This is a genomic window from Acidovorax sp. SUPP3334, assembly GCF_030159055.1.
Taxonomy (GTDB): domain Bacteria; phylum Pseudomonadota; class Gammaproteobacteria; order Burkholderiales; family Burkholderiaceae_C; genus Paracidovorax.
Genome location: NZ_BQXQ01000004.1, coordinates 136,949 through 161,888, shown reverse-complemented (window position 1 = coordinate 161,888; position 24,940 = coordinate 136,949). Strand labels below are relative to the sequence as shown.

Here is a 24,940-nt window from a genome sequence, read left to right as displayed (position 1 = left end):
GGTATGCGTTATCCGAAATGAAAGAACCTCAAGGGCTTCTCATTCAAGCCACGGTGTAGGCCAATCCAGAGGCCACTCCACCAAACAGATCGCCTTCGATCTGGGGAACTTCGGGGAAAGCGGCTTTCAGCGCTGAGCGCAGTGGGCGCAATGCGGAAGAACCACCGGTGAGATAGATGGCATCCACACCATTCGCATCCAGACCTGCCGTGGCCAAGCATTCGCGGGCACAGTCGACAATCTGATGCAGAGGTCCATCCAACTGCACCGCCAGCACATCCGGAGACAGGGAAGCTTGCAGCCCCGATTCCAGCCACTCCAGCGTGATCGGCTCAACCGAGTCTTTTTGTGAGACAGCGATCTTTGCCTGCTCCACTGCGTTAGCCAGACGATGTCCCCAGCGCTCGTTAAGGACCTCCATAAGACGGTCATGCAAGCGCAAGTCCAGATAATCATTGCGCAACGCCTGGGCTTCGCGCAATGCCTTGGCGCCGTACAACCACTGAATCAAGTGCCATGTCGACAGATCAAAAAACACGCGGCTCGGCACCTCGCGTCCACTCGGTCCGATGTGCCGCAATCCGAGGAGAGGCATGACCTGGGAACGGCTCAGCCGTTGATCGAAATCAGTGCCTCCAAGGTGCACCCCTGATGTCGCAAGAATGTCTGAACTCCGATCCACTTTGAGAGCTCGCTCTGGGCTCAAGCGGACGATGGTGAAATCCGAGGTACCGCCACCAATGTCCACCACGAGCACCAACGCTTCCCGCGTGATTCGTTGCTCATGGTCCAAGGCCGCCGCAATGGGTTCCAGTTGAAAAGAGACATTGGTGAAGCCGGCATCCATTGCAGCTTGGCGCAAAGCATCTTCCGCCTGCGCATCACGTGCCTCATCGCCGTCCACAAAATGTACTGGTCTCCCCAGGACGACACGGTCAGGCATGCCGCCCAACGCTTGCCTGGCCTGACCTGCCAGAGTCCGCAGGAACAACGCAATGATGTCTTGGTAGCTCACCATGCTCTGATGAACTGCCGTCTTGTCTTGGAGCAATGCGCTGCCCAGCAAGCTCTTCAACGACCGCATCAACCGGCCTTCCGTACCCGAGAGATATTGGGCTATTGCATCGCGACCGATATGCGTTCGATGGTCTTCCGCGTTGAAGAACAAGGCTGTAGGCAATGTGGTCGCGGCCCCCTCCAGAGGTAATAGCTGCACAGTAGCACGGCCTCGCCGCAGCGCCATTGCCGAATTGGACGTGCCGAAATCAATACCTAAAGTGGTTTCGTCTGAGGATGCCATCGCGTATAGAAAGAAGGACGCATCCAGTCACCCAAAATCAGGTGAGAAGCAGGCGTGAATTGAACAAGAATGCGGGCAATGCGCCAATATCGCGAGTTCAGCGGTGAACCACTCTGCGAAACAAGCATTGCACCCGCTCAGTGAATATGGGACAACGAACATACGTCGTTCAAACAAGAATAGGCCTGCCAAATGACTTTCGCAAAAACAAAAAAGCCCACTGGTTAGTGGGCTTTTTTGACGGCTGCTAAGCCATGTTGGTTGCGCGAGGAGGATTTGAACCTCCGACCTTTGGGTTATGAGCCCAACGAGCTACCAGACTGCTCCATCGCGCGGCAAGAGATGAATTATATACTACTTTTAAGCTTCTGTAGAAACGTTTGCGGTTTCTGCCGATTTTTCTGCACGTTCCACCAATTCAACAAAGGCCATAGGAGCGTTATCACCCACACGGAAGCCCATCTTCAGAATGCGGGTGTAACCACCTGGACGTGCTTTAAAGCGGGGGCCCAGCACATTGAAAAGCTTGGTCACGCTGTCCCGGTCACGCAGACGATCAAACGCCAGACGGCGATTGGCCAGGGTATCTTCCTTGGCCAGCGTGATCATCGGCTCGACCACACGGCGAAGTTCCTTAGCCTTGGGCAAAGTGGTTTTGATGGCCTCATGCTCGATGAGCGAGTTCATCATGTTTTGCAGCATCGCAAGACGATGCGAGCTGGTGCGATTGAGTTTACGAAGTCCGTGTCCGTGACGCATGGTGCTTTCCTTATGAATAATTAAATCGGGCAGCCGTATCAGGTACTGCCCAAGGCACTGTTCCCCCAGGGAACCAAAAATTATAACTTAGCGCTTGTCGAGGCCCGCTGGCGGCCAGTTCTCAAGCTTCATACCCAAAGTCAAGCCGCGAGAGGCCAGAACTTCCTTAATCTCATTGAGCGACTTCCGGCCGAGGTTAGGAGTCTTGAGCAACTCGTTCTCCGTCCGCTGGATCAAATCACCGATGTAATAGATGTTCTCGGCCTTCAAGCAATTGGCGGAACGTACCGTCAATTCCAGCTCGTCCACTGGACGCAGCAAAATAGGATCGAACGTCGCATTGCCGCGAGGGCCGGCAGGTGCATCGAAAGCGGCAAGCTCGCCACCTTCCAATTGCGCGAATACGGCCAACTGCTCCACCAATATCTTGGCAGAGGCACGAACTGCATCTTCCGCCGTAATGGCACCATTGGTCTCGATTTCCACAACCAGCTTGTCGAGATCAGTCCGTTGCTCCACACGAGCACTTTCAACGGTATAGCTCACACGCTTCACAGGTGAAAACGAAGCATCCAAAACAATACGGCCGATAGACTTGGTCGACTCGTCCGCATACCGGCGGAGATTGCCTGGCACATAGCCGCGACCTTTTTCCACCTTGATCTGCATGTCCAGTTTTCCGCCTTGCGACAAATGCGCAATCACGTGGTCTGGATTGACGATCTCCACATCATGTGGCGTCTGGATGTCGCGAGCAGTTACGACGCCTTCGCCATCTTTGCGCAGACTCAGTGTGACTTCGTCCCGGTTGTGGAGCTTGAACACCACACCCTTGAGGTTTAACAGAATATTGACGACATCCTCTTGCACGCCATCAATCGACGAGTACTCATGCAACACACCTGCGATCGTGACTTCCGTTGCTGCATAACCCACCATGGACGAAAGCAGAACACGGCGAATGGCGTTGCCAAGCGTGTGGCCGTAACCCCGCTCAAATGGCTCTAGTGCCACCTTGGCACGATTGTGTCCAAGCTGTTCGACATTGATTGCCTTGGGTTTCAGCAAATTGGTTTGCATTCAGACTTCCTCTCAATACCCCCAGCTCGTTACACCGGTAAGGCTGGTGAAGCGCCTATACCGCGATGCCTCGCGGTATAGGAACAATTTTCTCGAACGTGCGCTAAAAATTAGCGCGAATAGAGTTCAACGATCAGGGATTCGTTGATGTCGGCACCGAATTCGTCGCGATCCGGCACCTTCTTGAACACGCCTTCTGCCTTGTCGGCATTGACCTCAACCCAAGCGGGCATGCCGACTTGTTGAGCCAATTGCAGCGCTTCAATCACACGGCCTTGCTTTTTGGACTTTTCACGCACAGCCACCACATCACCGGTCTTGACGAGGTACGAAGCGATGTTGACCGAATGGCCATTCACCGTGATTGCCTTGTGCGAAACCAATTGGCGCGCTTCTGCCCGGGTAGATCCAAAGCCCATGCGGTACACCACATTGTCTAGCCGGGACTCCAGCAGAAACAACAGATTGGCGCCAGTGTTGCCCTTGCGGCGGTCAGCAGCTTCGAAGTAACGACGGAACTGCTTTTCCAACACGCCATACATGCGCTTGACCTTCTGCTTTTCGCGCAGTTGCAGGCCGTAATCGGACGTGCGAGCACCGGAAGTGCGGCCGTGCTGGCCAGGCTTGGAATCGAACTTGGACTTGTCAGCGATAGAACGACGTGCGCTCTTCAAAAACAGGTCGGTACCTTCACGGCGGGAAAGTTTGGCCTTGGGGCCGAGGTAACGTGCCACTTGAGCTTCCTTGTGTCATCTGCCGCAAAAAAATTGCGGGAGCCATCAATGCGCTAGGCTATCGATGGCGGTGGGCTTCAATAAAAAATTAGATACGACGACGCTTTTGAGGGCGGCAACCATTGTGGGGAACCGGCGTCACATCGGAGATCGACGTGATACGGATGCCCAGTGCGCCCAACGCGCGCACCGAAGATTCGCGGCCAGGACCAGGGCCCTTGATTTCCACATCCAGGTTCTTGATGCCTTGTTCGATGGCAGCACGGCCAGCGACTTCGGAAGCCACCTGGGCAGCAAAGGGAGTCGACTTGCGCGAACCCTTGAAGCCCTGACCACCCGACGAAGCCCACGACAACGCATTGCCTTGGCGATCCGTGATGGTAATGATCGTGTTGTTGAAGGATGCATGCACGTGTGCAATACCGTCCGACACATTCTTACGAACCTTTTTGCGAACACGCTGCGAGGCGTTATTGGCAGGAGATTTAGCCATAGTGATCTCTCAATCTCTTTATTTCTTCAGAGCCGCTGCGCCCTTGCGCGGACCCTTGCGGGTACGGGCATTGGTGCGCGTACGCTGACCGCGCATGGGTAAACCACGACGGTGACGGAAACCGCGATAGCACCCGATGTCCATCAATCGCTTGATGTTCATCGTGGTTTCGCGACGCAGGTCACCCTCTATGGTGAACTGTGCGATTTGATCGCGAATTTTTTCCAGATCGGCATCCGTCAGATCCTTGATCTTCTTGGAATACTCGATACCGGTTGCTTCGCAGATCTTGCGAGCGCGAGTGCGACCAATGCCAAAAATGGCGGTCAAGCCGATTTCAGCATGCTGATGCGGCGGAATGTTGATGCCAGCGATACGTGCCATATGCGTCCTCTAATACTTTCAATCAACCTTGGCGCTGCTTATGGCGCATGTCCGTGCAGATCACGCGCACCACACCCTTGCGGCGGATGATCTTGCAGTTGCGGCAGATTTTTTTGACCGAAGCCGAAACTCTCATTTCATTCTCCTAAAACTCGTCTGTTCGTCCCGGCCACTGCGCGGAACACAAATTGCGCCCGCGATAAATCGAAGGGCATCAATAAACCGTATTCACCCAGGCCAACCCGCCACTATAGCGCATTCGCCAGGATTCCACTTGTCGAATGTCAGCTTCCAGGTGTTGCCTTGAAGTTGGCCTTCTTGAGCAAAGACTCATACTGCTGGGACATCATGTAGTTCTGCACTTGAGCCATGAAGTCCATGGTGACCACCACGATGATCAACAAAGAGGTACCGCCAAAATAAAACGGTACGTTGTACTTCAGGATCATGAACTCTGGGAGCAAACACACAAAAGTGATGTACACAGCTCCTGCGAGTGTCAAGCGAACCAAGATCTTGTCGATGTAGCGAGCCGTTTGTTCTCCAGGACGAATCCCAGGGATAAAGGCCCCGCTTTTCTTCAGATTGTCTGCAGTCTCCCGGCTGTTAAACACGAGGGCTGTGTAGAAAAAACAGAAGAAAACGATCGCCGCAGCATAGAACATCACATAGATCGGCTGTCCTGGCGTCAAAGCACCGGAAATGTCGCGCAGCCATCGCATCGACTCGCCCGCACTGAACCAGTTCACTACCGTTGCAGGCAGCAAAATGATCGAGGAGGCAAAAATTGGCGGTATCACACCTGCCATGTTGAGCTTCAACGGCAGATGGGACGACTGGCCACCATATACCTTGTTGCCCACTTGGCGCCTTGCGTAATTCACAAGGATCTTGCGCTGCCCACGTTCGACGAACACCACAAAGTAGGTCACTGCGGCCACAACCAGCACGATAAAAATCGCTGCCAAGATGCTCATGGCACCTGTACGCACCAACTCCAGCAATCCACCAATCGAACTAGGCAAACCTGCAGCGATGCCTGCAAAGATCAGGATGGAAATCCCATTGCCCAGCCCCCGTTCCGTGATTTGCTCACCGAGCCACATCAAGAACATAGTGCCTGCAGTAAGACTCACCACCGCCGTCATGCGAAAGCCAAAACCGGGGCTTAACACCAAGCCTGCCGAACTTTCCAGTGCCACTGCAATGCCCAGCGACTGAAAGAGTGCAAGTCCTAGCGTTCCATAACGCGTGTATTGCGTGATCTTGCGCCGCCCAGCTTCGCCTTCCTTCTTCAACTGCTCGAACGTCGGGATGACATAGGTCATCAGCTGCATGATGATCGATGCCGATATGTAAGGCATGATCCCCAGAGCGAACACTGTGAAGCGCGAGAGTGCTCCACCCGAGAACATATTGAACAGATTCAGAATGCCGCCTTGCTGGCCACTGAACAACTGTTGCAGTTGCGCCGGATCAATGCCCGGCACAGGAATGTGCGCTCCGATGCGGTACACGACCAACGCAAGCAGCAGAAAAACCAGCCGGCGACGCAAATCGCCGAACTTCCCGGTCTTCGCAATTTGAGCTGCGTTAGTAGCCACGAATGCGTTCCTTCAGGACCAAATCAGGCGAGGCTGCCGCCGGCAGCTTCGATGGCCGCCTTGGCGCCCGCCGTCGCACCGATACCAGTCAATTTGACGGACTTGCTCAGTTCGCCGCTCTTGATGATCTTCACGACCTTCACGAGTTGACCCACCAAACCGGCGCTTTTCAGCGTCAGCAGGTCGACCTCAGCGAGATCCAACTGATTCAGCGCTGTCAATGTCACTTCTGCGTTGAACTTCAGCAGATGAGACTTGAAACCCCGCTTGGGCAAACGACGTTGCAAAGGCATTTGACCGCCTTCGAAGCCCACCTTGTGGTATCCACCCGAACGCGATTTCTGGCCTTTGTGACCGCGACCTGCGGTCTTGCCCAAACCAGAACCAATGCCGCGACCGACACGGCGCTTGGCGTGCTTGGCTCCGTCTGCGGGCTTGATGCTATTGAGTTCCATCATCAATCTCTCAGAGGACTTTGACCAGATAACTGATCTTGTTAATCATGCCGCGCACTTCGGGGCTATCCTGCAGTTCGCTGATGCTGTTCAGCTTGCGCAGGCCCAGACCGCGAACGGTCGCGCGATGCGATTCCTTGGTGCCGATAGGGCTGCGCACCAGTTGAATCTTGACGGTTTGTTGCGTAGTCATTTGATCAACTCCGTTCAGGCGAAGATGTCTTCGACCGACTTGCCGCGCTTGGCTGCCACGTCCGAAGGGGTCGTGGAATGAACCAATGCGTCGAAGGTGGCGCGAACCATGTTGTACGGATTCGAAGAACCATGGCTCTTAGCCACGATGTCCGTGATTCCCAGCACTTCGAATACAGCGCGCATAGGGCCGCCGGCGATGATGCCGGTACCCTTGGGGGCGGGCGCCATCATAACGTGGGCTGCACCATGGTGACCCGTCACTTGATGGTGGATGGTGCCGTTCTTGAGCGACACCTTCACCAGGTTGCGACGTGCTTCTTCCATGGCTTTCTGCACGGCTGCAGGCACTTCTTTCGACTTGCCCTTGCCCATGCCGACGCGTCCATCACCGTCGCCTACCACAGTCAGTGCAGCGAAACCGAGAATACGGCCACCCTTCACGACTTTGGTCACGCGGTTCACCGCGATCATTTTTTCGCGCAGACCGTCGTCTTGACCTTCGCTCTGCACTTTGGGTTGAAATTTAGCCATTTTGTACTTCGCTCCGCTTAGAACTGCAGACCTGCTTCACGTGCAGCGTCGGCAAGAGCCTTGACGCGGCCGTGATAGGCGAAACCTGCACGATCGAATGCAACCTTTTCAACGCCAGCAGCCTTCGCCTTTTCAGCGATGCGCTTGCCGATGGCCTGAGCGGCGGCGGCATTGCCACCCTTGCCCGAACCGCCGAGCGTCTTGCGCACTTCGGCCTCTGCCGTGGATGCACTGGCCAGCACCTTGCTGCCGTCGCCGGAAATCACGCTGGCATAGATATGAAGATTCGTGCGATTCACCGTCAAACGTGCCACGCCTTGCTGCGCAATGCGAATGCGGGTTTGGCGCGAACGACGAAGACGCTGCTCTTTCTTGGTCAACATGTTGCAGCTCCTTATTTCTTCTTGGTCTCTTTGATCGTGACTTTTTCGTCCGAATAACGGATGCCCTTGCCTTTGTAGGGCTCTGGCGGACGAACAGCACGGATCTCAGCGGCCAATTGGCCGACGCGCTGGCGGTCGGCACCCTTGATCACGATTTCGGTCGGGGTCGGAGTTGCAACCGTGATGCCTGCAGGCATTTCGAAATTCACGGGGTGCGAATAACCGACGTTCAGGTTGAGCTTGGCACCTGCAGCCTGGGCCTTGTAACCCACGCCAATCAGGTTCAGCTTCTTTTCGAAGCCCTTGCTAACGCCCACCACCATGTTGTTGACCAACTGGCGGATCGTGCCGCTCATGGCATTCGCTTCGCGAGACTCGTTGACAGGCTCAAAACTGAGCTTGCCATCCTTGTTGGTAACCTTCACCAGTGCGCTTTGGGTCAAGAACAGCGTGCCGCCCGTACCCTTTACACTGATTTGGTCGTCCTTGATGGACACATCCACACCTGCGGGGATGGTCACCGGCATTTTTCCTACACGGGACATTCAGTTTCTCCTCAATGCCACGTTTAAGCGACGTAGCAAAGCACTTCGCCGCCGACACCGGTAGCGCGCGCTTTGCGATCGGTCATCACGCCCTTGGGAGTCGTGACAATTGCCACACCCAGACCGTTCATGACTTGCGGGATGGAATCACGGCCCTTGTACACGCGCAGACCTGGACGGCTGACACGCTCGATACGCTCGATCACCGGACGACCGGCGTAGTACTTCAGTGCGATTTCAAGTTCGGACTTGCCGGCTTCGGTCTTGACCTGGAAGCCGTCGATATAACCCTCGTCCTTCAGCACTTGTGCGATGGCGATCTTCACTTTGGAAGATGGAACCAGCACAGTAGCCTTGGACACCATTTGCGCGTTGCGAATGCGGGTCAGCAAGTCAGCGATGGGATCACTCATGCTCATGTTGTATCTCTCCTGCCTGCTTACCAGCTGGCCTTGGTGACACCGGGGATGTCGCCAGCGAAAGCCAGTTCACGGATCTTTGCGCGAGCCAGACCGAATTGACGGAACGTGCCACGTGGGCGACCGGTGATTTCGCAACGGTTGCGCTGACGCGTCGGGTTGGCATTGCGTGGGAGCTTTTGCAGACCCAAACGGGCTGCTTCACGCTCTTCATCGCTGCGCTTCATGTCACTGGCGATCGCCTTAAATTCCGCATACTTCACTGCGTACTTGGCGGCCAATTTTTCGCGCTTCAGTTCGCGCTGGATCAAAGCTACTTTAGCCATACGCTGCCTCAGTTCTTGAACGGGAAACGGAAACCAGCGAGAAGCGCCTTGGCTTCTTCGTCGCTCTTCGCCGTCGTGGTGATGCTGATGTTGAGACCGCGCAAGGCATCCACCTTGTCGTACTCGATTTCAGGGAAAATGATCTGTTCCTTGACACCGATGTTGTAGTTGCCACGGCCATCGAAGGCGCGGCCAGAAATACCACGGAAGTCACGAACGCGGGGCAGTGCCACGGTCACGAAACGGTCCAGGAATTCATACATCTGAACGCCGCGCAGCGTGACCATGCAACCGATGGCCTGGCCTTCGCGGATCTTGAAACCGGCGATGGCCTTCTTGGCCTTCGTCACCACAGGCTTTTGGCCGGCGATCTTGGTCAGGTCAGCGACGGCGTTGTCCATCACCTTCTTGTCCGACACGGCTTCGCTCACGCCCATGTTCAAGGTGATCTTCGTCAGACGCGGAACTTGCATCGGCGAGGTGTAACCGAACTGCTTGGCGAGTTCGGGCGCGATTTTTTCGCGGTAGTGTTGTTGCAGTCGTGCCATGTTGACTCCTTAGGCCGCCTTGATTTCCGAGCCGCTGGACTTGAACACGCGAACGCGCGAACCATCCGCTTGCACCTTGATGCCCACGCGATCAGCCTTGCCGGTAGCCGCATTGAAGATGGCCACGTTGGACTGATGGATCGGCATGGCCTTTTCAACGATACCGCCCGTCGTACCCTTCATGGGGTTCGGCTTGACGTGCTTCTTGACCAGGTTGATACCGTCGATGACGAGATAGGAGTCATCCTTGCGCAGCGACACCGTGCCGCGCTTGCCCTTGTCGCGCCCGGTGAGCACAACGATTTCATCGCCCTTGCGAATCTTGTTCATGGCGCGTCCTCAGAGAACTTCAGGAGCCAGGGACACGATCTTCATGAACTTCTCGGTACGCAGTTCACGCGTCACGGGTCCAAAGATGCGAGTGCCGATCGGCTCCAGCTTTGCATTGAGCAACACTGCTGCGTTGCCATCGAATTTGACGAGCGAACCGTCCCCACGGCGAATACCCTTCGCCGTACGAACGACCACTGCGCTATAGACCTCGCCTTTTTTGACGCGGCCACGCGGAGCGGCTTCTTTGATGCTCACCTTGATGATGTCGCCGACACTGGCGTAGCGACGCTTGGAACCACCCAGCACCTTGATGCACAGGACGGACTTCGCGCCGGTGTTGTCAGCAACGTCTAACCGAGATTCTGTCTGGATCATTTCAATATTCCCAACTTGCACCAGCAGGATTGACAGCCCCAGAGAACGTCTCAAGGGCCGAAGATCAGCCAGTCAGTCTTGGGCCCGTCGTCCATGCCGCAAACCATTTGCAGCACTTCCCGCTGGGCAGAAACCTCGCGCTTGAAACGCGAAGCCCACGATTTTGTCAAAAAAGGAAACGTGCGTCAAGCGCTTCAGAACGGGACCGTCAAATACTGGGCCGCGAGCGCCTGAAATACCGCGAGCTGGGGATCGATATCCAGCTCTTCGTGAAGAATCTCCGCCACGCGGGGGGCCAGACGGGCGGCCAGCGCCGCGTCGAGAAAGAGCAGGCGGCTGCGCCGTGCCAGCACATCTTCCACGGTGCGCGCGTATTCGTAGCGGGCCGCGAATCGCACCATGCCTTCAGTGAGGCCCTCCGCCAGAACCGCATCGCTCCCCGGCAGGCTTGCGATGAATGAGGCCTCGCTGCCATAGGAGTGGAGCCCCTGCGCGGCGCTGATGCGATGCTGCACTGCCGCTTGCGGCGAGCCCACCAACGGAAGCCGGCGCGTGACGCCATTCGGACGCTCCGGCAGCAGCCCGGCAGTGAAGCATTTTTGCAACACATCTTCGGCCATGGCCCGGTAGGTGGTCCACTTTCCGCCGGTCACGGTGACCAGTCCGCTGGCGCTGGCGATCACGGTGTGCTCGCGGCTGATGCTTTTCGTGTTGTCTCCATCGTCATCCTGCGGCTTGACCAGCGGGCGAAGGCCCACCCAGATGCTGCGCACATCGGATGCGGCCGGGGCGCGTGTCAGGTACCGGGCGGATTCGCTGAGGATGAACGCCACCTCTTCCTTGAACGGAAGCGGCTCCCGCGCCAGGTCCTGCCGGGGACTGTCAGTCGTTCCGAGGATGACCTTGCCGAGCCACGGCACGGCAAAAAGCACCCGTCCGTCGGCCGTCTTGGGCACCATGAGGGCATGGTCGGAGGGCAGGAACTCCCGGTCGACCACGATGTGCACGCCCTGGCTGGGAGCCACGATGGCTTTCGCGGGGCGCCCCAGTGCGGCAGCGTCCTGCTGGCGGAAAGCGTCCACCCAGACACCCGTCGCATTGACCACGCACTTCGCCTGCACGGCGTAGGTGTTGCCGGTTTCCCGGTCTTCGCAGACGAGGCCGCAGACCTTGCCCGCTTCGTGCACCAGTTCACGGGCGGAACAGTAATTGACGAGCAGTGCGCCGCGCTGAGCGGCCGTGCGGGCCAGCGCGAGCGCCAGCCGGGCATCGTCGAATTGCCCGTCCCAGTACTTGACCCCGCCTTTGAGCCCTTCCTTGCGCGCCGTGGGCAGCAGCCGCAACGTGCTCTCGCGGCCTAGGAATTCGGTAGCGCCCAGGCCGGCCTTGCCAGCCAGAACGTCGTAGGCCTTCAGTCCCATGCCGTAGAACGGCGTCTCCCAGTAGCGGTAGGACGGCATCACGAAAGGCAGCGGCTGCGCCAGGTGGGGAGCGTTGTTCAGCAGCGTGGTGCGTTCGTGCAGCGCTTCACGCACCAGGGAAATGTTGCCCTGGGCCAGATAGCGCACGCCGCCGTGCACGAGCTTGGTCGCGCGGGAAGACGTGCCCTTGGCAAAATCGTGCGACTCGACCAGGACCACGCTGAAACCCCTTGCGGCGGCGTCCAGCGCCACACCCAGCCCCGTTGCGCCCCCCCCGATGACCACGAGGTCGTAGAGACGGGGTTCGGCCAGCCGAGCCAGCAATTCGGAACGCTTGGTGTACAGGGGAGGGGTCACGGTATTCATGGGGTCGATTGTCCATGCGTCGCGGAAAAACCGAGGGTTAACCCTTGATCTGCCGCAAAAACAAATCCGCCCAGGCCCTTGAAGACAAGGACGAGGGCGGGCGGTGGGCGAATCAGGCCAGCGGTGCGTGGGCGCCGGCCCATCCTGCCGCGTCAGCGCACCTTGCCGTCCTTCCAGGCCTGCAGCAGGCGGTCGTAGGCAATGGTTTCGCCCTTCGGCTTTTCATTGGCCAGCTTGGCCCACGGAGCGGCCTTGTCGCTCAGCCACTTGGCAGGGTCGCCCTTGGGGTTGAGCTTCGGAGCGCAATGGGCCATGCCGGCACGCTCCAGGCGGGCCATGACCTGGTCCATCTCGTCGGCCAGCGTGTCCATGGCGCCCTGCGGGGTCTTTTCACCCGTGACGGCCTGGGCCACGTTCTTCCACCACAGCTGCGCCAGCTTGGGGTAGTCGGGCACGTTGGTGCCGGTGGGCGACCATGCCACTCGGGCCGGGCTGCGGTAGAACTCGACCAGGCCGCCGAGCTTCGGCGCCATGTCGGTCATGGCCTTGGACTGGATGTCGCTCTCGCGGATCGGGGTCAGGCCCACGATGGTCTTCTTGAGCGAGACGGTCTTGGCGGTCACGAACTGGGCATAGAGCCAGGCCGCAGCCGTCTTGTTGGCGTCATGGCCGCTGAAGAACGACCACGAGCCCACGTCCTGGTAGCCGTTTTGCATGCCGGGCTTCCAGTACGGGCCGTTGGGGCCCGGGGCCATGCGCCACTTGGGCGTGCCGTCGGCGTTCACCACGGGCAGGCCGGGCTTGACCATGTCGGCCGTGAAGGCGGTGTACCAGAAGATCTGCTGGGCGATCTGGCCTTGCGCGGGCACGGGGCCGGATTCGCCGAAGGTCATGCCCATGGCTTCCTTGGGCGCGTACTTCTTCATCCAGTCGACGTACTTGGTCAGGGCATAGACCGCTGCCGGCGAGTTGGTCGCGCCGCCGCGGGAGACCGAGGCGCCCACGGGCGTGCACTTGTCGTCCGCCACGCGGATGCCCCATTCGTCGATCGGCAGGCCGTTGGGCGTGCCGATGTCGGCCGCGCCGGCCATGGACAGCCAGGCGTCGGTGAAGCGCCAGCCCAGGGACGGGTCTTTCTTGCCGTAGTCCATGTGGCCGTAGATGGCCTTGCCGTCGATGGTCTTCACGTCGTTGCTGAAGAACTCGGCGATGTCTTCGTAGGCGCTCCAGTTGAGCGGCACGCCCAGGTCGTAGCCGTACTTGGCCTTGAACTTGTCCTTCAGGTCCTTGCGTTCGAACAGGTCGGCGCGGAACCAGTACAGGTTGGCGAACTGCTGGTCGGGCAGCTGGTAGAGCTTGCCATCGGGCGCCGTGGTGAACTTGGTGCCGATGAAGTCCTTGAGGTCCAGCCCGGGGTTGGTGAACTCTTTGCCCGCACCCGACATGTAGTCGGTCAGGTTCATCATCTTGCCGTAGCGGTAGTGCGTGCCGATCAGGTCGGAGTCGCTGATCCAGCCGTCATAGATCGACTTGCCGGACTGCATCGAGGTCTGCAGCTTCTCGACCACGTCGCCTTCCTGGATGAGGTCGTGCTTGACCTTGATGCCCGTGATTTCCTCGAAGGCCTTGGCCAGGGTCTTGGATTCGTACTCGTGGGTCGTGAGCGTTTCAGACACCACCGAGATTTCCTTCACGCCCTTGGCCTGAAGCTTCTTGGCCGCTTCGATGAACCACTTCATCTCGTCCAGCTGCTTGTCCTTTGCGAGCGTGGACGGCTGGAATTCGCTGTCCACCCACTTCTTGGCTTCCGCCTCGCCGGCCATGGCGTTGCCCGCCAGGACCGCGACGGCCAGTGCCAGTGCCGAATACCGCATCTTCATAGTGCTTGTCTCCTGATAATCAGTTGAATCGACTCCCCTATGCATTCCAGCGACTGCCGGGCCGGGGGATGAGTCGGGCCGGCAGCAGAGAAAAAACCGTGGACTGGCGCGTGGGCCCCGTCCGGACTTCGTCAACCCTTGCGCAGGATGAGCACCAGCAGCGCCATCGACAGCACGAAGCTGATCCAGATCGATGGCTCGGCCGACAGCGAGAACCACTGCACCAGATGGCCGCTGATGCCCACGAAGATCAGGTTCACGTAGGCGGCGGTCAGCAACCCGATGAACAGGCGGTCGCCGCGCGTCGTCGCCAGCGGCAGAAAACCCTTGCGCATGACCGTGGGGGACTTCACTTCCCACACCGCCATGCCGGCCAGCATCAGCACGATGCAGACAAAGAACACGGCCACCGGGGTGGTCCAGGCCATCCACTCAAACATGGGCACCTCCCTGCGCGGCTTCGGCACGTCCCGCCAGGGTGACGCAGCCGGTTACCGGGCGAAGCGCGTTCGACGGCTGGCGCCGGCCCCGGAAGGCACGCGCAATCTGCAAAAAATGGGTCTGGTTCATCGCTCTGCCCTCTCTCATGTCAGACGCGGCCCATCGCGAAACCCTTCGCGATGTAGTGCCGCACGAACCAGATCACGATGGCGCCCGGCACGATGGTGAGCACGCCGGCCGCGGCCAGCGTCGCCCAGTCCATGCCGGAGGCGCTCACCGTGCGCGTCATCGTCGCCACGATGGGCTTGGCGTTCACGCTGGTGAGCGTGCGCGCCAGCAGCAGTTCGACCCAGCTGAACATGAAGCAGAAGAACGCCGCCACGCCCACGCCGGCCTTGATCAGCGGCAGGAAGATGGTGAGGAAAAAGCGCGGAAAGCCGTAGCCGTCGATGTACGCCGTCTCGTCGATCTCGCGCGGGATGCCGCTCATGAAGCCTTCCAGAATCCACACCGCCAGCGGCACGTTGAACAGCAGGTGGGCCAGCGCCACGGCGATGTGCGTGTCCATCAGCCCCACGGTGGTGTAGAGCTGGAAGAACGGCAGCAGGAACACGGCGGGCGGCGTCATGCGGTTGGTCAGCAGCCAGAAGAACACGTGCTTGTCGCCCATGAACTGGTAGCGCGAGAACGCATAGGCCGCCGGCAGCGCCACGGTGAGCGAGATCACCGTGTTCATGGCCACGTAGATCAGGCTGTTGATGTAGCCCGAGTACCAGGATTCGTCGGTGAAGATGGTCCTGTAATTGGCCCAGGTGAACTCCTGCGGCCAGAAGGTGAACGTGGACAGGATCTCGGCGTTGGTCTTGAAGCTCATGTTGACCATCCAGTAGATGGGCAGCAGGGCGAAGACCAGATAGGCCAGCAGGAAGATCGTCCGCTTGCGGAACCGGCGCTCAGGCATGATTGCTATCTTTTTCATAGCTACACGCCTTAGTAATGCATGTGCTGGAGGCAGATTTGATCATTGATGCATTCATGTTCAGTGCTCCACCTCGGGCTGTTGGGTGCCCACGCGCTGCATCCAGTTGTAGAGGATGAAGCACAGCAGCAGGATGATGAAGAAGTAGATGAGCGAGAAGGCCGCCGCGGGCCCCAGGTCGAACTGGCCCACGGCCTTGGTCGTGAGGTACTGGCTCAGGAACGTGGTGGCATTGCCCGGGCCGCCGCCGGTCAGCACGAAGGGTTCCGTGTAGATCATGAAGCTGTCCATGAAGCGCAGCAGCACGGCGATCATCAGCACGCCGCGCATCTTGGGCAGCTGGATGTAGCGGAACACCGCGAACTTGCTGGCGCCGTCGATGCGCGCGGCCTGGTAGTACGCATCGGGAATCGACCGCAGGCCGGCGAAGGCCAGCAGCGCGACCAGCGGCGTCCAGTGCCACACGTCCATCAGCAGCACGGTGAGCCAGGCGTGCGTGGCGTTGCCGGTGTAGCTGTATTCGATGCCCAGCTGCTGCAGCACGCGGCCCATCAGCCCGATGTCCGCCCGCCCGTAGATCTGCCAGATCGTGCCGACGACGTTCCACGGAATCAGCAGCGACAGCGCCACCACCACCAGCACGGCGGACGACCTCCAGCCCTGCGCGGGCATGGACAGCGCCAGCGCGATGCCCAGCGGAATCTCCACCAGCAGCACCGCCAGCGAGAAGGTGATCTGCCGCAGCAGCGCCGCGTGCAGTTCTTCGTCGCGCATCACGGCGGCGAACCACTCGGTGCCGACGAACACGCGCCGCTCGGGCGAAATGATGTCCTGCACCGAATAGTTCACCACCGTCATCAGCGGCAGGATGGCCGAGAAGGCCACGCACAGAATCACCGGCAGGATGAGGAACCAGGCTTTCTGGTTCACGGGCTTGGTCGTCGTGCTCATTGGATGCCTTCGTGCTCTGCACTGCGCAGCGGATCGCTGCCGGGGCGCCGGACGGCGTGCGTCGATGCGGCGGTCATGGCAGCAGTGCCTCGTTCTGGTAGTAGCAGGTGTGGTCGCCCACCACCTGCAGCCACACGGTGTCGCCCGGTGCGGGCAGCTGCGCTTCGGGCACGAACCGGGCCTTCAGCGTGTGCTCGCCCACGCGGGCGGTCAGCATCTGGTAGGTGCCGATGTCCTGCACCTGCGTGACGGCGACGGGCACGGCGCCGGGCTGGCCGGCTGCGGCAAGCCCCAGGTACTCGGGCCGGATGCCGATCTGCAGCACGCCTTCGGGCAGCGCCCGGGGCAGCGCGCCGAGCGCATGGCCCGCCACCTGCAACTGGCCGCCAGCGGCTTGCGCAGGCAGAAAGTTCATGCCGGGCGAGCCGATGAAGTGGCCGACGAAGACGTGCTCCGGCCGCTCGAACAGCGCATCGGCCGAGCCCACCTGCACCGCGCGGCCCCGCGTCATCACCACCACCTGCTCGGCGAACGTGAGCGCCTCGACCTGGTCGTGCGTGACGTAGATCAGCGTGAGCTTGAGCTCGTGGTGGATCTGCTTGAGCTTGCGGCGCAGCTGCCATTTGAGGTGCGGGTCGATCACGGTGAGCGGCTCGTCGAACAGCACCGCCGCCACGTCGGAGCGCACCAGCCCGCGGCCGAGCGAGATCTTCTGCTTGGCATCGGCCGACAGGCCGGCCGCGCGCTGGTCGAGCTGGCCGCTCATCTCCAGCATCTCGGCGATCACGCCGACGCGCTGCTTGATCTGCGCCTCGGGCACCTTGCGGTTCTTGAGCGGAAAGGCCAGGTTCTCGGCGACGGTCATGGTGTCGTAGATCACCGGGAACTGAAACACCTGGGCGATGTTGCGCTCCTGAGGCGTGGCGCGCGTCACGTCGCGGCCGTCGAACAGCACGGTGCCGTGCGAGGGCACCAGCAGGCCCGACATGATGTTGAGCATGGTGGTCTTGCCACAGCCCGAGGGGCCGAGCAGCGCATAGGCGCCGCCGTCCTCGAACTCCATCTTGAGCGGCAGCAGGGCGTAGTCGCCGTCCTGCTGCGGGTTCGGCTTGTACGAATGCGCCAGATCCAGGCTGATGCGTGCCATGTCAACGCCCTCCCTGGCGCACGGGCGCTCGGGCCAGCAGGCCGTCGGCGCCGAAAACGTAGATCTGCTGCGGGTCCAGGTGCAGCGTGATCGGCGCGCCCAGCTCGAAGTGGTGCACACCGGTGAGCTGCGCCACCAGGCTGCCGACCGGCGTGGCCGCATGCACGAAGGTGTCGGAGCCGGAGATTTCCGCCAGCTCCACCGTGCCCGAAAAGGCCAGGTCACCCGGGCGAGGCTGCACGCGCAGGGCACTGGCGCGCACGCCCACGGTCAAGCCGGCTGCAGGCAGGCCCGGCGGCAGAGGCACCGCCAGCAGCGGGCCGCCGGGCACCTGAACGCCCTGCACGCCATCGGCAGACGCCGCGCTGGCGGGCAGCAGGTTCATGGGCGGGTCGCTGAACGCGCGGGCGACCTCCAGCGAGCACGGCGCATGAAAGACCTGCGCGGTCGGGCCGTATTGCAGCAGCCGCCCTTCGGACAGCACGGCGGTGTAGCCGCCCAGCAGCAGCGCCTCGGCCGGCTCGGTGGTGGCGTACACCACGGTGGACTGGCCGGCGGCGAACAGCTGCGTCAGCTCGTCGCGCAGTTCTTCTCGCAGCTTGTAGTCCAGGTTGACCAGGGGTTCGTCCAGCAGCATCAGCGGCGCGCCCTTGGCCAGCGCCCGGGCCAGCGCCACGCGCTGCTGCTGGCCGCCCGACAGCTCGGCCGGATAGCGATCGAGGAACATGTCGATGTGCAGGCGGGCGGCGATCTCGCGCACCCGGGCGTCGATGTTCTTCTCGCCCCGCAGCTTCAGCGGCGACGCGATGTTGGCCGCCACCTTCATCGAGGGGTAGTTGATGAACTGCTGGTACACCATGGCCACGTTGCGCTCGCGCACGGGCATGCCCGTCACGTCCGCCCCGTCCACCCGCACCCGGCCTTCGGTGGGCGTGTCCAGCCCGGCCATGATGCGCATCAGGCTGGTCTTGCCGGCCTGGGTGGCGCCCAGCAGCACGGTGACCGCGCCGCTTTGCAGCGCCAGGTCCATGTCATGCAGCCAGGTCTGAGCCCCTACCCGCTTGTTGATGCTCTCAAGTGCCAGCTGCATGCAGCTACCCCATTTCCATGACCGAGCCGGGCGCAGCGCGTCCGGCCGAATCTTCGTTGTTCGATTGCGATCATTCTTGTTGTTTTGTGATCGTTTTTAATCAAGGTTTACCCTTGTTTGATTCGTTTTCGTTCGCTTGGAATCAGGAACACTCACGCTCGTCCGCGCTGGTTCGGTGTCCGAAAGCCCGGCGCAGGCGAAGGCGAAGGCGATTGCGAAAAAGAGCCATGCCGGCACGGCATCGGCCCGGCGGGATTCCGGGTTTTCCCCTGTGTCGCAAACGCCCTGCTCGGTATTCACACCCTTTACCGCTTGAAACATTGCCCCTAGTCTCGGCCTTCATTCACGAGCGCTGGCGGTGTCGGCGGCGCTCCTATCCAACTTCGTATCTGGGAAATGTCATGAAGAAAATGCGCGTGCTGTCGGTGGCCGTTCTTGCTTGTATCTCGTCGGTCGCCATGGCACAAAGCACGTCGGGCATGGCCGGCAGCAGCAGCCTCAACATGTACGGCATCGTGGACCTGGGCGTCAGCCACGTGACCGGCGGCCCCGGCGGCAACCAGACCCGGCTGATCAGCGGCAACATGGAAGGCTCGCGCCTGGGCTTCAAGGGCAACGAAGACCTGGGCGGTGGCTACCGCGCGATCTTCACCATGGAAGCACGGATCGAGGCCGATACCGGCGACACCAGCAACCGCCCCGTGTCCCTGGGCAAGCTGCCAGACCGGCTGAGCACCGCGACCTCGCTGGGCCTACCGGCGGCCCTGCAGCCCGCAGTGACCGCCGTGGCCAATCAGATCGGCGCCAACATCGGCGTCAACCTGAACAAAACCTTCTTCGACCGCCAGATCTTCAGCGGCCTGGTGACCCCGTTCGGCGCCTTCACGTTCGGCCGCCAGTACACGCCCGGCTACCTGGCCACCGGCAACTTCGATGCGATGAGGACCGAGTCCAGCCTGTCCCTGGGCCAACTGGTGGCGATTCCGAACTCGTTCGACATCCGGGTCAGCAACTCGATCCAGTACGCCCTGCAAAAAGACGGCCTCACCGCCACGGCCATGTACGCCGCCGGCGAGGTGGCGGGCAAGCCGAGCGCGCGGCGCCTGCTGGGCATCATGGCGATCTACAAGGGCAACGGCTATTCGTTAGGCGGCGGCTACAACACCCGCAACAACGAACTGGGCGAAAAATCGCTCACCACCGGCGTCCTGGGTGCCACGCTGGACATCGGCCCAGGCACGCTGTCCGGCCAGTACGCCGTCATCAAGGACGATCACCCGAGCGACCTGTCCACCATCGCAACGAACCTGTCGGCCAACCCGGCCACGGCGCCGGTGGCGGGCCTGGTGCAGAACGCGTTCATCCAGGGCTTCAAGCAGGACGCGCGCCTGTTCCAGGTCGGCTACCGCATCACCAGCGGCGTGCACATGGTGACCGTGGCCTACAACAACATGAACGACAAGCGCCCGTTCAATGCCGACCGCTACTCCTACGGCGCGGCCTACACGTACGCGCTGTCCAAGCGCACCGACGTGAGCGCCGTGCTGACGCACCTGGAAAACAAGAACACCTCGCAGGACTTCCTGGGCGGCAACGGCTTCATCGGCGGCGTGGCGGCAGCCCCCGGCAAGGACGTCAACAGCGTGGCCGTGTCGATTCGCCACCGGTTCTGAACCCTGCGACCTGCGACCTGCGCGAACTTCAGCCAGGAATCCCCCGCAAGGGGGATTTTTTTCGTCCCGGCTTTACCGATAGGGGGCATTGCCCGGTTCGATCCGGATCGAGGCTGTTGCTTTGCGCTCGTTTCCCATCAAGGTTTACCCTGGAGCCGTTCGTTTTGGTTCGCTTTAAAGTCAGGCCCTGACCTTTTGCGCGCCCCGCGCAGCCATGCATGTCCAATTCGCGTCGCCGCCAGAACCTTCAGTGAACACCAATCCCCGCCAACTGCGCCTGCTCGAAGAGGTGCGCACCCGCCAATCCACCACGGTAGAACATCTGGCCGACACGCTGGGCGTGACGCTGCAGACCGTGCGGCGCGACGTGCAGCGGCTGACCGAACAGGGCTTGGTGCGGCGGTTCCACGGGGGCGTGCGGGTGCCGACCTCGACCGTCGAGAACCTCGGGCACACGCAGCGCGAAACGCTGCATGCCGACGGCAAGGCCCGCATCGCGCGAGCCGTTGCCGCCCAGGTGCCCAATGACTGCTCGCTGATCCTGAACATCGGCACCACCACCGAAGCCATCGCCCGCGCGCTGATGCACCACCGCGGCCTGCGCGTGATCACCAACAACCTGAACGTGGCCGCCATCCTGAGCGGCAAGCCCGACTTCGAAGTCATCGTGGCCGGCGGCGTGGTGCGCTCTCGCGACCGCGGCATCGTGGGCGAAGCGGCGGTGGACTTCATCCGGCAGTTCAAGGTGGACATCGCGCTCATCGGCATCTCGGGCATCGAGCCCGACGGCTCGCTGCGCGATTTCGACCTGCGCGAGGTGAAGGTGGCGCAGACCATCATCCGGCACTCGCGCGAGGTCTGGCTGGCCGCCGATGCCAGCAAATTCAATCGCCCGGCGATGGTGGAAGTGGCCACGCTGCCGCAGATCGGCCGGCTGTTCACCGACGCGCCGCCGCCCGAACCCTTCCCGGCCCTGCTGGCCGACGCCCAGGTGCAATGCACCGTGGCGGAATGAACCGCGCCCCGCACGGCCCCACAGAACCTTCGCACCATGACCTACCTGCTCGCCCTCGACCAAGGCACCTCCAGTTCCCGCAGCATCGTGTTCGACGAGCGCGGCCACATCGTCGCCCAGGCGCAGCTGGAGCTGCCCCAGATCTACCCGCAGCCCGGCTGGGTCGAGCACGATCCGCGCGAGATCTGGCGCACCCAGCTGGCCACCGCGCGGCAGGCGCTGGCCCAGGCGAATCTGAAGGCCAGCGACGTGCGGGCGCTGGGCATCACCAACCAGCGCGAGACCACGGTGCTGTGGAACCGGCGCACCGGCGAGCCCGTGCACCACGCCATCGTCTGGCAGGACCGCCGTGCCGAGCCGCTGTGCGCCGAGCTGCGCGAGCGCGGCCTGGCCGACACCATCCAGGCCAAGACCGGCCTGCTGATCGACGCGTATTTCTCGGGCACCAAGCTGCGCTGGCTGCTGGACCACGTGCCCGGCGCGCGCGCCCAGGCCGAGCGCGGCGAGCTGGCTTTCGGCACCGTGGACAGCTGGCTCATCTGGCAGCTCACGCAGGGGCAGGTGCACGTGACCGACGTGAGCAACGCCGCGCGCACCATGCTGTTCAATGTGCGCACCAACCAGTGGGACGACGAGCTGCTGGAGCTGCTGCAGATCCCCCGTGCGCTCACGCCCGAGGTGCGGCCCTCCAGCGCCCACTTCGGCGACACGCACCCCGAGCTGCTGGGCAGCGCGCTGCCCATCGGCGGCGTGGCCGGCGACCAGCAGAGCGCGCTGTTCGGCCAGGCCTGCTTCAAGGCCGGCATGGCCAAGAACACCTACGGCACCGGCTGCTTCATGCTGATGCACACCGGGCAGAAGTTCCAGACCTCCACCAACGGCCTGCTCACCACCAGCGCGGCCCAGATCGGCACGGCGCCGCCCGGCGCGGCATCGCTCAGCCTGGCCGGCAGCACGCCCGAATTCGCCATGGAAGGCAGCGTGTTCGTCGGCGGCGCCGTGGTGCAGTGGCTGCGCGACGGGCTGCGCGCCATCTCCGCCAGCAACGAAGTGCAGTCGCTCGCCGAAAGCGTGCCCGATTCGGGCGGCGTGATGATGGTGCCGGCCTTCACCGGCCTGGGCGCGCCCTACTGGAAGCCCGACGCACGCGGCACCATCACCGGCCTCACGCGCGGCACCACGCTCGCCCACATCGCGCGGGCGGCGCTGGAGAGCATCGCCTACCAGAGCGCCGCGCTGCTGCAGGCCATGAGCCGCGACGCCGTGGCCGCCGGCGGGGCGCCGGTGAGCGAGCTGCGCGTGGACGGCGGCGCCTGCGTGAACGATCTGCTGATGCAGTTCCAGGCCGACCTGCTGGGCATTCCCGTGGTGCGGCCCGCGGTGATCGAAACCACCGCGCTGGGCGCGGCCTACCTGGCCGGCCTGTCCAGCGGCGTGTACCGCAGCACCGACGAACTGTCCGACCTGTGGCGGGCCGAGCGCCGCTTCATGCCCACGCTGGGCGCCCCCCGCACCCGCGAACTCATGGCGCGCTGGGAGCACGCCGTGCGGCAGGCCTCGCTCGACTGAAGGCAGCGCCGCAACTGCACTGGCCGCGTTCGCGGCATGCCGCCGGCGTGGAAGTCCCCCGGCGCGCGCCCGGCTGAAGGCTCCGCGCCATCCGGCGCAGGCCGTGCGCGTCAATTTCGGCCAGGGCTCCAATGCTTCGCATGCGCCCGGATGCCCGGCCACTCCTCTTCCTAGGATAGAGCCCGATAGCGAAAGCTATCCATGCTCGCGCCGCGTTGTCCAATGCGGCTCGTTTCTCTACGCCGGGCTCATCCGGCACAACATCCTCTCGGGCTAGGAGCCACCAATGGGCGCTATCAAAAACCTGCAATTTAAACCCACCAACCTGACGGGCGGAGTCAGTTCCCTGCCCGCGAACCGCAGCCAGGCAGGGCGCGAAGCCAGCGCCACGCTGGCCGGCCACATGCGCTCCAGCGGTCAGGACACGGTGAACATGAACGACCTGATGAAGCTGGCCCGCAACGAGGACGGCAAGACGCCTACCAATGTCTCGGATGCCGCCAGCTTCATGGTGTCAAACCCCAAGCTGTTCTCTGCGCTGGAGTCGCGCGACGACGCGGCGGGCACGCGCGACGGCATCGCCAGCGTGGACAGCTTCGATCGCGCCGCCAACGGCGCCTTCGACGACATGCTGAACGAGAAACCCCAGATGTCTCCCCAGATGCTGGCCAAGTTGGGCGTTAAGACCATGCCGGACCACGAGGTCAAGGAAACCCTGAACACGTTCCGCGCCGGCAGCCCCGACAAGCAACTCACCCCGCAGACTTTGTACCAGCTGTCGCAAAGCCCCGCGCCCGACGCGCCGCCCGCGCTGGCAGAGGCAGCCAGCCGCGCACTGCAGAACCCCAAACTGCTGCAGGAACTGGGCTTGAACGATGGCCCCGGCGCACCGCGCAAAACGCCGGAGCCCTCTTCGGCAGCGTTCGACATGAGCAAGGCCCCAGCCAACTTGAAACCCGCCGCCTGAGCCAGGCCGCGAGGCCACGGCACGCTACCATCCTGGTGACCCAGGCCGCGAAGCTCCCACAGGGAGCTTTCTTCGTTGTGAGGCCGGCTTTCCAACCAATGCACGCCATGACCTCAGACACCCACGCCTTCACCCCTTCCGAGCAGTCCGCCATCGCCTTCATCGGAGGGGGCAACATGGCCAGCGCCATCATCGGCGGGCTGATCCGCCAGGGCATGCGGCCCGGGCAGATCGAAGTGGTCGAGCCCTGGGCCGAGGCCCGCTCCGCCCTGCTGTCGCAGCACGGCATCGCCGCGCACGAAACGGCCGGCCCCGCGCTGGCACGGGCCGGCACCGTGGTGTGGGCCGTCAAGCCGCAGACCTTCAAGGAAGCCGCCCAGCCCGTGCGCGCCCACACCGGCGCCGCCGTGCACCTGAGCGTGGCGGCCGGCATCCGTTCGGACAGCATCGCGCAGTGGCTGGGCAGCGAGCGCATCGTGCGCGCCATGCCCAACACGCCCGCGCTGATCGGCAAGGGCATGACGGCGCTGTACGCCCGACCGCAGGTGACCCAGGCCGAGCGGGCCTCGATCGAGCGGGTGATCGCGACGACCGGAGAATTCCTGTGGGTGGAGAACGAGCCGCAGCTCGATGCCGTCACCGCCCTCTCGGGCTCGGGCCCGGCCTATGTCTTTCGGTTCCTGGAAGCGATGACCGAAGCCGGCGCCGCCATGGGCCTGAGCCGTGACCAGGCGCACCAGCTGGCGGTGGCCACCTTCGCCGGAGCGTCCGAACTGGCCCGCCGCTCGGACGAGCCGCCCGAAGTGCTGCGCCAGCGCGTGACCTCCAAGGGCGGCACCACCTACGCCGCGCTGCAGTCGATGGAGCAGGGCGAAGTGCCCCAGCGCTTCATGCGCGCCCTGGAAGCGGCGCGTTCGCGGGCGCGGGAACTGGGCGACGAGTTCGGCGCCTGAGCGCCAGCGCGGGTGGGCGCCACG

The 24,940-nt window shown here is 62.0% G+C and carries 30 protein-coding genes and 1 tRNA gene; 5 read left to right on the top strand and 26 right to left on the bottom strand.

The window, feature by feature from the left end:
• Positions 1-43 precede the first annotated feature (43 nt).
• From AVHM3334_RS03450 to AVHM3334_RS03325, 26 genes are all read right to left on the bottom strand, one after another.
• Complete coding sequence (locus tag AVHM3334_RS03450; protein WP_284409654.1) at positions 44-1,300, bottom strand: Hsp70 family protein; 1,257 nt, start codon at positions 1,298-1,300, stop codon at positions 44-46.
• A 258-nt stretch (positions 1,301-1,558) separates the two neighbouring features.
• Positions 1,559-1,635: transfer RNA gene (locus AVHM3334_RS03445), tRNA-Met, on the bottom strand.
• A gap of 25 nt (positions 1,636-1,660) precedes the next feature.
• The gene (rplQ, locus tag AVHM3334_RS03440) at positions 1,661-2,059 is read right to left on the bottom strand and encodes a 50S ribosomal protein L17 (RefSeq protein ID WP_284409653.1); all 399 of its coding nucleotides are present in this window, start codon (positions 2,057-2,059) and stop codon (positions 1,661-1,663) included.
• An 87-nt stretch (positions 2,060-2,146) separates the two neighbouring features.
• Positions 2,147-3,139, bottom strand: a complete 993-nt coding sequence (locus tag AVHM3334_RS03435; protein WP_092744841.1) for a DNA-directed RNA polymerase subunit alpha — start codon at positions 3,137-3,139, stop codon at positions 2,147-2,149.
• Between the two features lie 110 nt (positions 3,140-3,249).
• Entirely contained in the window at positions 3,250-3,873 is a 624-nt protein-coding gene (gene rpsD, locus AVHM3334_RS03430) for a 30S ribosomal protein S4 (protein ID WP_284409651.1), read from the bottom strand.
• An 88-nt stretch (positions 3,874-3,961) separates the two neighbouring features.
• Positions 3,962-4,366 carry a 30S ribosomal protein S11 gene (gene rpsK / locus AVHM3334_RS03425; protein WP_092744839.1) on the bottom strand — a complete coding sequence of 135 codons (405 nt, stop codon included), beginning with the start codon at positions 4,364-4,366 and terminating at the stop codon, positions 3,962-3,964.
• 18 nt (positions 4,367-4,384) lie between these two features.
• Complete coding sequence (rpsM, locus tag AVHM3334_RS03420; RefSeq protein ID WP_092744838.1) at positions 4,385-4,750, bottom strand: 30S ribosomal protein S13; 366 nt, start codon at positions 4,748-4,750, stop codon at positions 4,385-4,387.
• A 22-nt stretch (positions 4,751-4,772) separates the two neighbouring features.
• Positions 4,773-4,886: a 50S ribosomal protein L36 gene (gene rpmJ / locus AVHM3334_RS03415; RefSeq protein ID WP_011793797.1), complete on the bottom strand. Its 114-nt coding sequence runs from the start codon at positions 4,884-4,886 to the stop codon at positions 4,773-4,775.
• A gap of 148 nt (positions 4,887-5,034) precedes the next feature.
• Positions 5,035-6,354, bottom strand: coding sequence for a preprotein translocase subunit SecY (gene secY / locus AVHM3334_RS03410; RefSeq protein ID WP_092744837.1), 1,320 nt, complete (start codon positions 6,352-6,354; stop codon positions 5,035-5,037).
• Positions 6,355-6,377: 23 nt separating this feature from the next.
• Positions 6,378-6,809 (bottom strand): 50S ribosomal protein L15, encoded by a 432-nt coding sequence (rplO, locus tag AVHM3334_RS03405; protein ID WP_092744942.1) that lies wholly within the window; start codon positions 6,807-6,809, stop codon positions 6,378-6,380.
• A 10-nt stretch (positions 6,810-6,819) separates the two neighbouring features.
• Positions 6,820-7,002, bottom strand: a complete 183-nt coding sequence (gene rpmD, locus AVHM3334_RS03400; RefSeq protein WP_056670941.1) for a 50S ribosomal protein L30 — start codon at positions 7,000-7,002, stop codon at positions 6,820-6,822.
• 14 nt (positions 7,003-7,016) lie between these two features.
• Positions 7,017-7,535, bottom strand: coding sequence for a 30S ribosomal protein S5 (gene rpsE / locus AVHM3334_RS03395; RefSeq protein ID WP_092744836.1), 519 nt, complete (start codon positions 7,533-7,535; stop codon positions 7,017-7,019).
• A 17-nt stretch (positions 7,536-7,552) separates the two neighbouring features.
• On the bottom strand, positions 7,553-7,918 hold the full coding sequence (gene rplR / locus AVHM3334_RS03390; RefSeq protein WP_092744835.1) for a 50S ribosomal protein L18: 366 nt from the start codon (positions 7,916-7,918) through the stop codon (positions 7,553-7,555).
• 11 nt (positions 7,919-7,929) lie between these two features.
• Positions 7,930-8,463, bottom strand: coding sequence for a 50S ribosomal protein L6 (gene rplF / locus AVHM3334_RS03385; RefSeq protein WP_092744834.1), 534 nt, complete (start codon positions 8,461-8,463; stop codon positions 7,930-7,932).
• A gap of 23 nt (positions 8,464-8,486) precedes the next feature.
• Complete coding sequence (gene rpsH, locus AVHM3334_RS03380) at positions 8,487-8,882, bottom strand: 30S ribosomal protein S8 (RefSeq protein WP_005793636.1); 396 nt, start codon at positions 8,880-8,882, stop codon at positions 8,487-8,489.
• 20 nt (positions 8,883-8,902) lie between these two features.
• Entirely contained in the window at positions 8,903-9,208 is a 306-nt protein-coding gene (gene rpsN, locus AVHM3334_RS03375; RefSeq protein ID WP_284409644.1) for a 30S ribosomal protein S14, read from the bottom strand.
• An 8-nt stretch (positions 9,209-9,216) separates the two neighbouring features.
• Complete coding sequence (gene rplE / locus AVHM3334_RS03370) at positions 9,217-9,756, bottom strand: 50S ribosomal protein L5 (protein WP_092744832.1); 540 nt, start codon at positions 9,754-9,756, stop codon at positions 9,217-9,219.
• 9 nt (positions 9,757-9,765) lie between these two features.
• The gene (gene rplX, locus AVHM3334_RS03365) at positions 9,766-10,086 is read right to left on the bottom strand and encodes a 50S ribosomal protein L24 (protein ID WP_092744831.1); all 321 of its coding nucleotides are present in this window, start codon (positions 10,084-10,086) and stop codon (positions 9,766-9,768) included.
• Positions 10,087-10,095: 9 nt separating this feature from the next.
• Positions 10,096-10,464 (bottom strand): 50S ribosomal protein L14, encoded by a 369-nt coding sequence (gene rplN, locus AVHM3334_RS03360; protein ID WP_025596343.1) that lies wholly within the window; start codon positions 10,462-10,464, stop codon positions 10,096-10,098.
• Between the two features lie 194 nt (positions 10,465-10,658).
• Positions 10,659-12,251, bottom strand: coding sequence for a glycerol-3-phosphate dehydrogenase/oxidase (locus tag AVHM3334_RS03355; RefSeq protein ID WP_284409639.1), 1,593 nt, complete (start codon positions 12,249-12,251; stop codon positions 10,659-10,661).
• A gap of 152 nt (positions 12,252-12,403) precedes the next feature.
• A complete protein-coding gene (locus AVHM3334_RS03350) occupies positions 12,404-14,131 on the bottom strand; it encodes an ABC transporter substrate-binding protein (RefSeq protein ID WP_284409637.1) in 1,728 nt (575 codons plus the stop codon).
• A 131-nt stretch (positions 14,132-14,262) separates the two neighbouring features.
• Positions 14,263-14,571: a DUF2160 domain-containing protein gene (locus tag AVHM3334_RS03345; RefSeq protein WP_284409635.1), complete on the bottom strand. Its 309-nt coding sequence runs from the start codon at positions 14,569-14,571 to the stop codon at positions 14,263-14,265.
• Positions 14,572-14,720: 149 nt separating this feature from the next.
• Positions 14,721-15,533, bottom strand: coding sequence for a carbohydrate ABC transporter permease (locus AVHM3334_RS03340; RefSeq protein ID WP_284409688.1), 813 nt, complete (start codon positions 15,531-15,533; stop codon positions 14,721-14,723).
• Between the two features lie 78 nt (positions 15,534-15,611).
• Positions 15,612-16,502, bottom strand: coding sequence for a carbohydrate ABC transporter permease (locus AVHM3334_RS03335; RefSeq protein ID WP_092744826.1), 891 nt, complete (start codon positions 16,500-16,502; stop codon positions 15,612-15,614).
• Positions 16,503-16,575: 73 nt separating this feature from the next.
• Positions 16,576-17,649: an ABC transporter ATP-binding protein gene (locus tag AVHM3334_RS03330; protein ID WP_284409630.1), complete on the bottom strand. Its 1,074-nt coding sequence runs from the start codon at positions 17,647-17,649 to the stop codon at positions 16,576-16,578.
• A gap of 1 nt (position 17,650) precedes the next feature.
• The gene (locus tag AVHM3334_RS03325; RefSeq protein ID WP_284409628.1) at positions 17,651-18,739 is read right to left on the bottom strand and encodes an ABC transporter ATP-binding protein; all 1,089 of its coding nucleotides are present in this window, start codon (positions 18,737-18,739) and stop codon (positions 17,651-17,653) included.
• A gap of 401 nt (positions 18,740-19,140) precedes the next feature.
• Here AVHM3334_RS03325 and AVHM3334_RS03320 point away from each other — a divergent pair, with 401 nt between their 5' ends.
• From AVHM3334_RS03320 to proC, 5 genes are all read left to right on the top strand, one after another.
• Positions 19,141-20,412, top strand: coding sequence for a porin (locus AVHM3334_RS03320; RefSeq protein WP_284409624.1), 1,272 nt, complete (start codon positions 19,141-19,143; stop codon positions 20,410-20,412).
• A 250-nt stretch (positions 20,413-20,662) separates the two neighbouring features.
• Complete coding sequence (locus AVHM3334_RS03315) at positions 20,663-21,427, top strand: DeoR/GlpR family DNA-binding transcription regulator (RefSeq protein ID WP_284409622.1); 765 nt, start codon at positions 20,663-20,665, stop codon at positions 21,425-21,427.
• 36 nt (positions 21,428-21,463) lie between these two features.
• Positions 21,464-22,996, top strand: coding sequence for a glycerol kinase GlpK (glpK, locus tag AVHM3334_RS03310; RefSeq protein ID WP_284409620.1), 1,533 nt, complete (start codon positions 21,464-21,466; stop codon positions 22,994-22,996).
• A gap of 286 nt (positions 22,997-23,282) precedes the next feature.
• On the top strand, positions 23,283-23,963 hold the full coding sequence (locus AVHM3334_RS03305; RefSeq protein ID WP_284409619.1) for a hypothetical protein: 681 nt from the start codon (positions 23,283-23,285) through the stop codon (positions 23,961-23,963).
• A gap of 107 nt (positions 23,964-24,070) precedes the next feature.
• Positions 24,071-24,916: a pyrroline-5-carboxylate reductase gene (proC, locus tag AVHM3334_RS03300; RefSeq protein WP_284409617.1), complete on the top strand. Its 846-nt coding sequence runs from the start codon at positions 24,071-24,073 to the stop codon at positions 24,914-24,916.
• The last annotated feature ends 24 nt before the right edge of the window (positions 24,917-24,940 follow it).

Excerpts from the sequence above, each read along its gene's own strand:
- AVHM3334_RS03450 (WP_284409654.1), bottom strand. The coding sequence starts at position 1,300 with ATGGCATCCTCAGACGAAACCACTTTAGGTATTGATTTCGGCACGTCC.
- rplQ (WP_284409653.1), bottom strand. The coding sequence starts at position 2,059 with ATGCGTCACGGACACGGACTTCGTAAACTCAATCGCACCAGCTCGCAT.
- AVHM3334_RS03435 (WP_092744841.1), bottom strand. The coding sequence starts at position 3,139 with ATGCAAACCAATTTGCTGAAACCCAAGGCAATCAATGTCGAACAGCTT.
- rpsK (WP_092744839.1), bottom strand. The coding sequence starts at position 4,366 with ATGGCTAAATCTCCTGCCAATAACGCCTCGCAGCGTGTTCGCAAAAAG.
- rpsM (WP_092744838.1), bottom strand. The coding sequence starts at position 4,750 with ATGGCACGTATCGCTGGCATCAACATTCCGCCGCATCAGCATGCTGAA.
- rpmJ (WP_011793797.1), bottom strand. The coding sequence starts at position 4,886 with ATGAGAGTTTCGGCTTCGGTCAAAAAAATCTGCCGCAACTGCAAGATC.
- rplO (WP_092744942.1), bottom strand. The coding sequence starts at position 6,809 with ATGGAACTCAATAGCATCAAGCCCGCAGACGGAGCCAAGCACGCCAAG.
- rpmD (WP_056670941.1), bottom strand. The coding sequence starts at position 7,002 with ATGACTACGCAACAAACCGTCAAGATTCAACTGGTGCGCAGCCCTATC.
- rpsE (WP_092744836.1), bottom strand. The coding sequence starts at position 7,535 with ATGGCTAAATTTCAACCCAAAGTGCAGAGCGAAGGTCAAGACGACGGT.
- rplR (WP_092744835.1), bottom strand. The coding sequence starts at position 7,918 with ATGTTGACCAAGAAAGAGCAGCGTCTTCGTCGTTCGCGCCAAACCCGC.
- rplF (WP_092744834.1), bottom strand. The coding sequence starts at position 8,463 with ATGTCCCGTGTAGGAAAAATGCCGGTGACCATCCCCGCAGGTGTGGAT.
- rpsH (WP_005793636.1), bottom strand. The coding sequence starts at position 8,882 with ATGAGCATGAGTGATCCCATCGCTGACTTGCTGACCCGCATTCGCAAC.
- rpsN (WP_284409644.1), bottom strand. The coding sequence starts at position 9,208 with ATGGCTAAAGTAGCTTTGATCCAGCGCGAACTGAAGCGCGAAAAATTG.
- rplE (WP_092744832.1), bottom strand. The coding sequence starts at position 9,756 with ATGGCACGACTGCAACAACACTACCGCGAAAAAATCGCGCCCGAACTC.
- rplX (WP_092744831.1), bottom strand. The coding sequence starts at position 10,086 with ATGAACAAGATTCGCAAGGGCGATGAAATCGTTGTGCTCACCGGGCGC.
- rplN (WP_025596343.1), bottom strand. The coding sequence starts at position 10,464 with ATGATCCAGACAGAATCTCGGTTAGACGTTGCTGACAACACCGGCGCG.
- AVHM3334_RS03355 (WP_284409639.1), bottom strand. The coding sequence starts at position 12,251 with ATGAATACCGTGACCCCTCCCCTGTACACCAAGCGTTCCGAATTGCTG.
- AVHM3334_RS03350 (WP_284409637.1), bottom strand. The coding sequence starts at position 14,131 with ATGAAGATGCGGTATTCGGCACTGGCACTGGCCGTCGCGGTCCTGGCG.
- AVHM3334_RS03345 (WP_284409635.1), bottom strand. The coding sequence starts at position 14,571 with ATGTTTGAGTGGATGGCCTGGACCACCCCGGTGGCCGTGTTCTTTGTC.
- AVHM3334_RS03340 (WP_284409688.1), bottom strand. The coding sequence starts at position 15,533 with ATGCCTGAGCGCCGGTTCCGCAAGCGGACGATCTTCCTGCTGGCCTAT.
- AVHM3334_RS03335 (WP_092744826.1), bottom strand. The coding sequence starts at position 16,502 with ATGAGCACGACGACCAAGCCCGTGAACCAGAAAGCCTGGTTCCTCATC.
- AVHM3334_RS03330 (WP_284409630.1), bottom strand. The coding sequence starts at position 17,649 with ATGGCACGCATCAGCCTGGATCTGGCGCATTCGTACAAGCCGAACCCG.
- AVHM3334_RS03325 (WP_284409628.1), bottom strand. The coding sequence starts at position 18,739 with ATGCAGCTGGCACTTGAGAGCATCAACAAGCGGGTAGGGGCTCAGACC.
- AVHM3334_RS03320 (WP_284409624.1), top strand. The coding sequence starts at position 19,141 with ATGAAGAAAATGCGCGTGCTGTCGGTGGCCGTTCTTGCTTGTATCTCG.
- glpK (WP_284409620.1), top strand. The coding sequence starts at position 21,464 with ATGACCTACCTGCTCGCCCTCGACCAAGGCACCTCCAGTTCCCGCAGC.
- AVHM3334_RS03305 (WP_284409619.1), top strand. The coding sequence starts at position 23,283 with ATGGGCGCTATCAAAAACCTGCAATTTAAACCCACCAACCTGACGGGC.
- proC (WP_284409617.1), top strand. The coding sequence starts at position 24,071 with ATGACCTCAGACACCCACGCCTTCACCCCTTCCGAGCAGTCCGCCATC.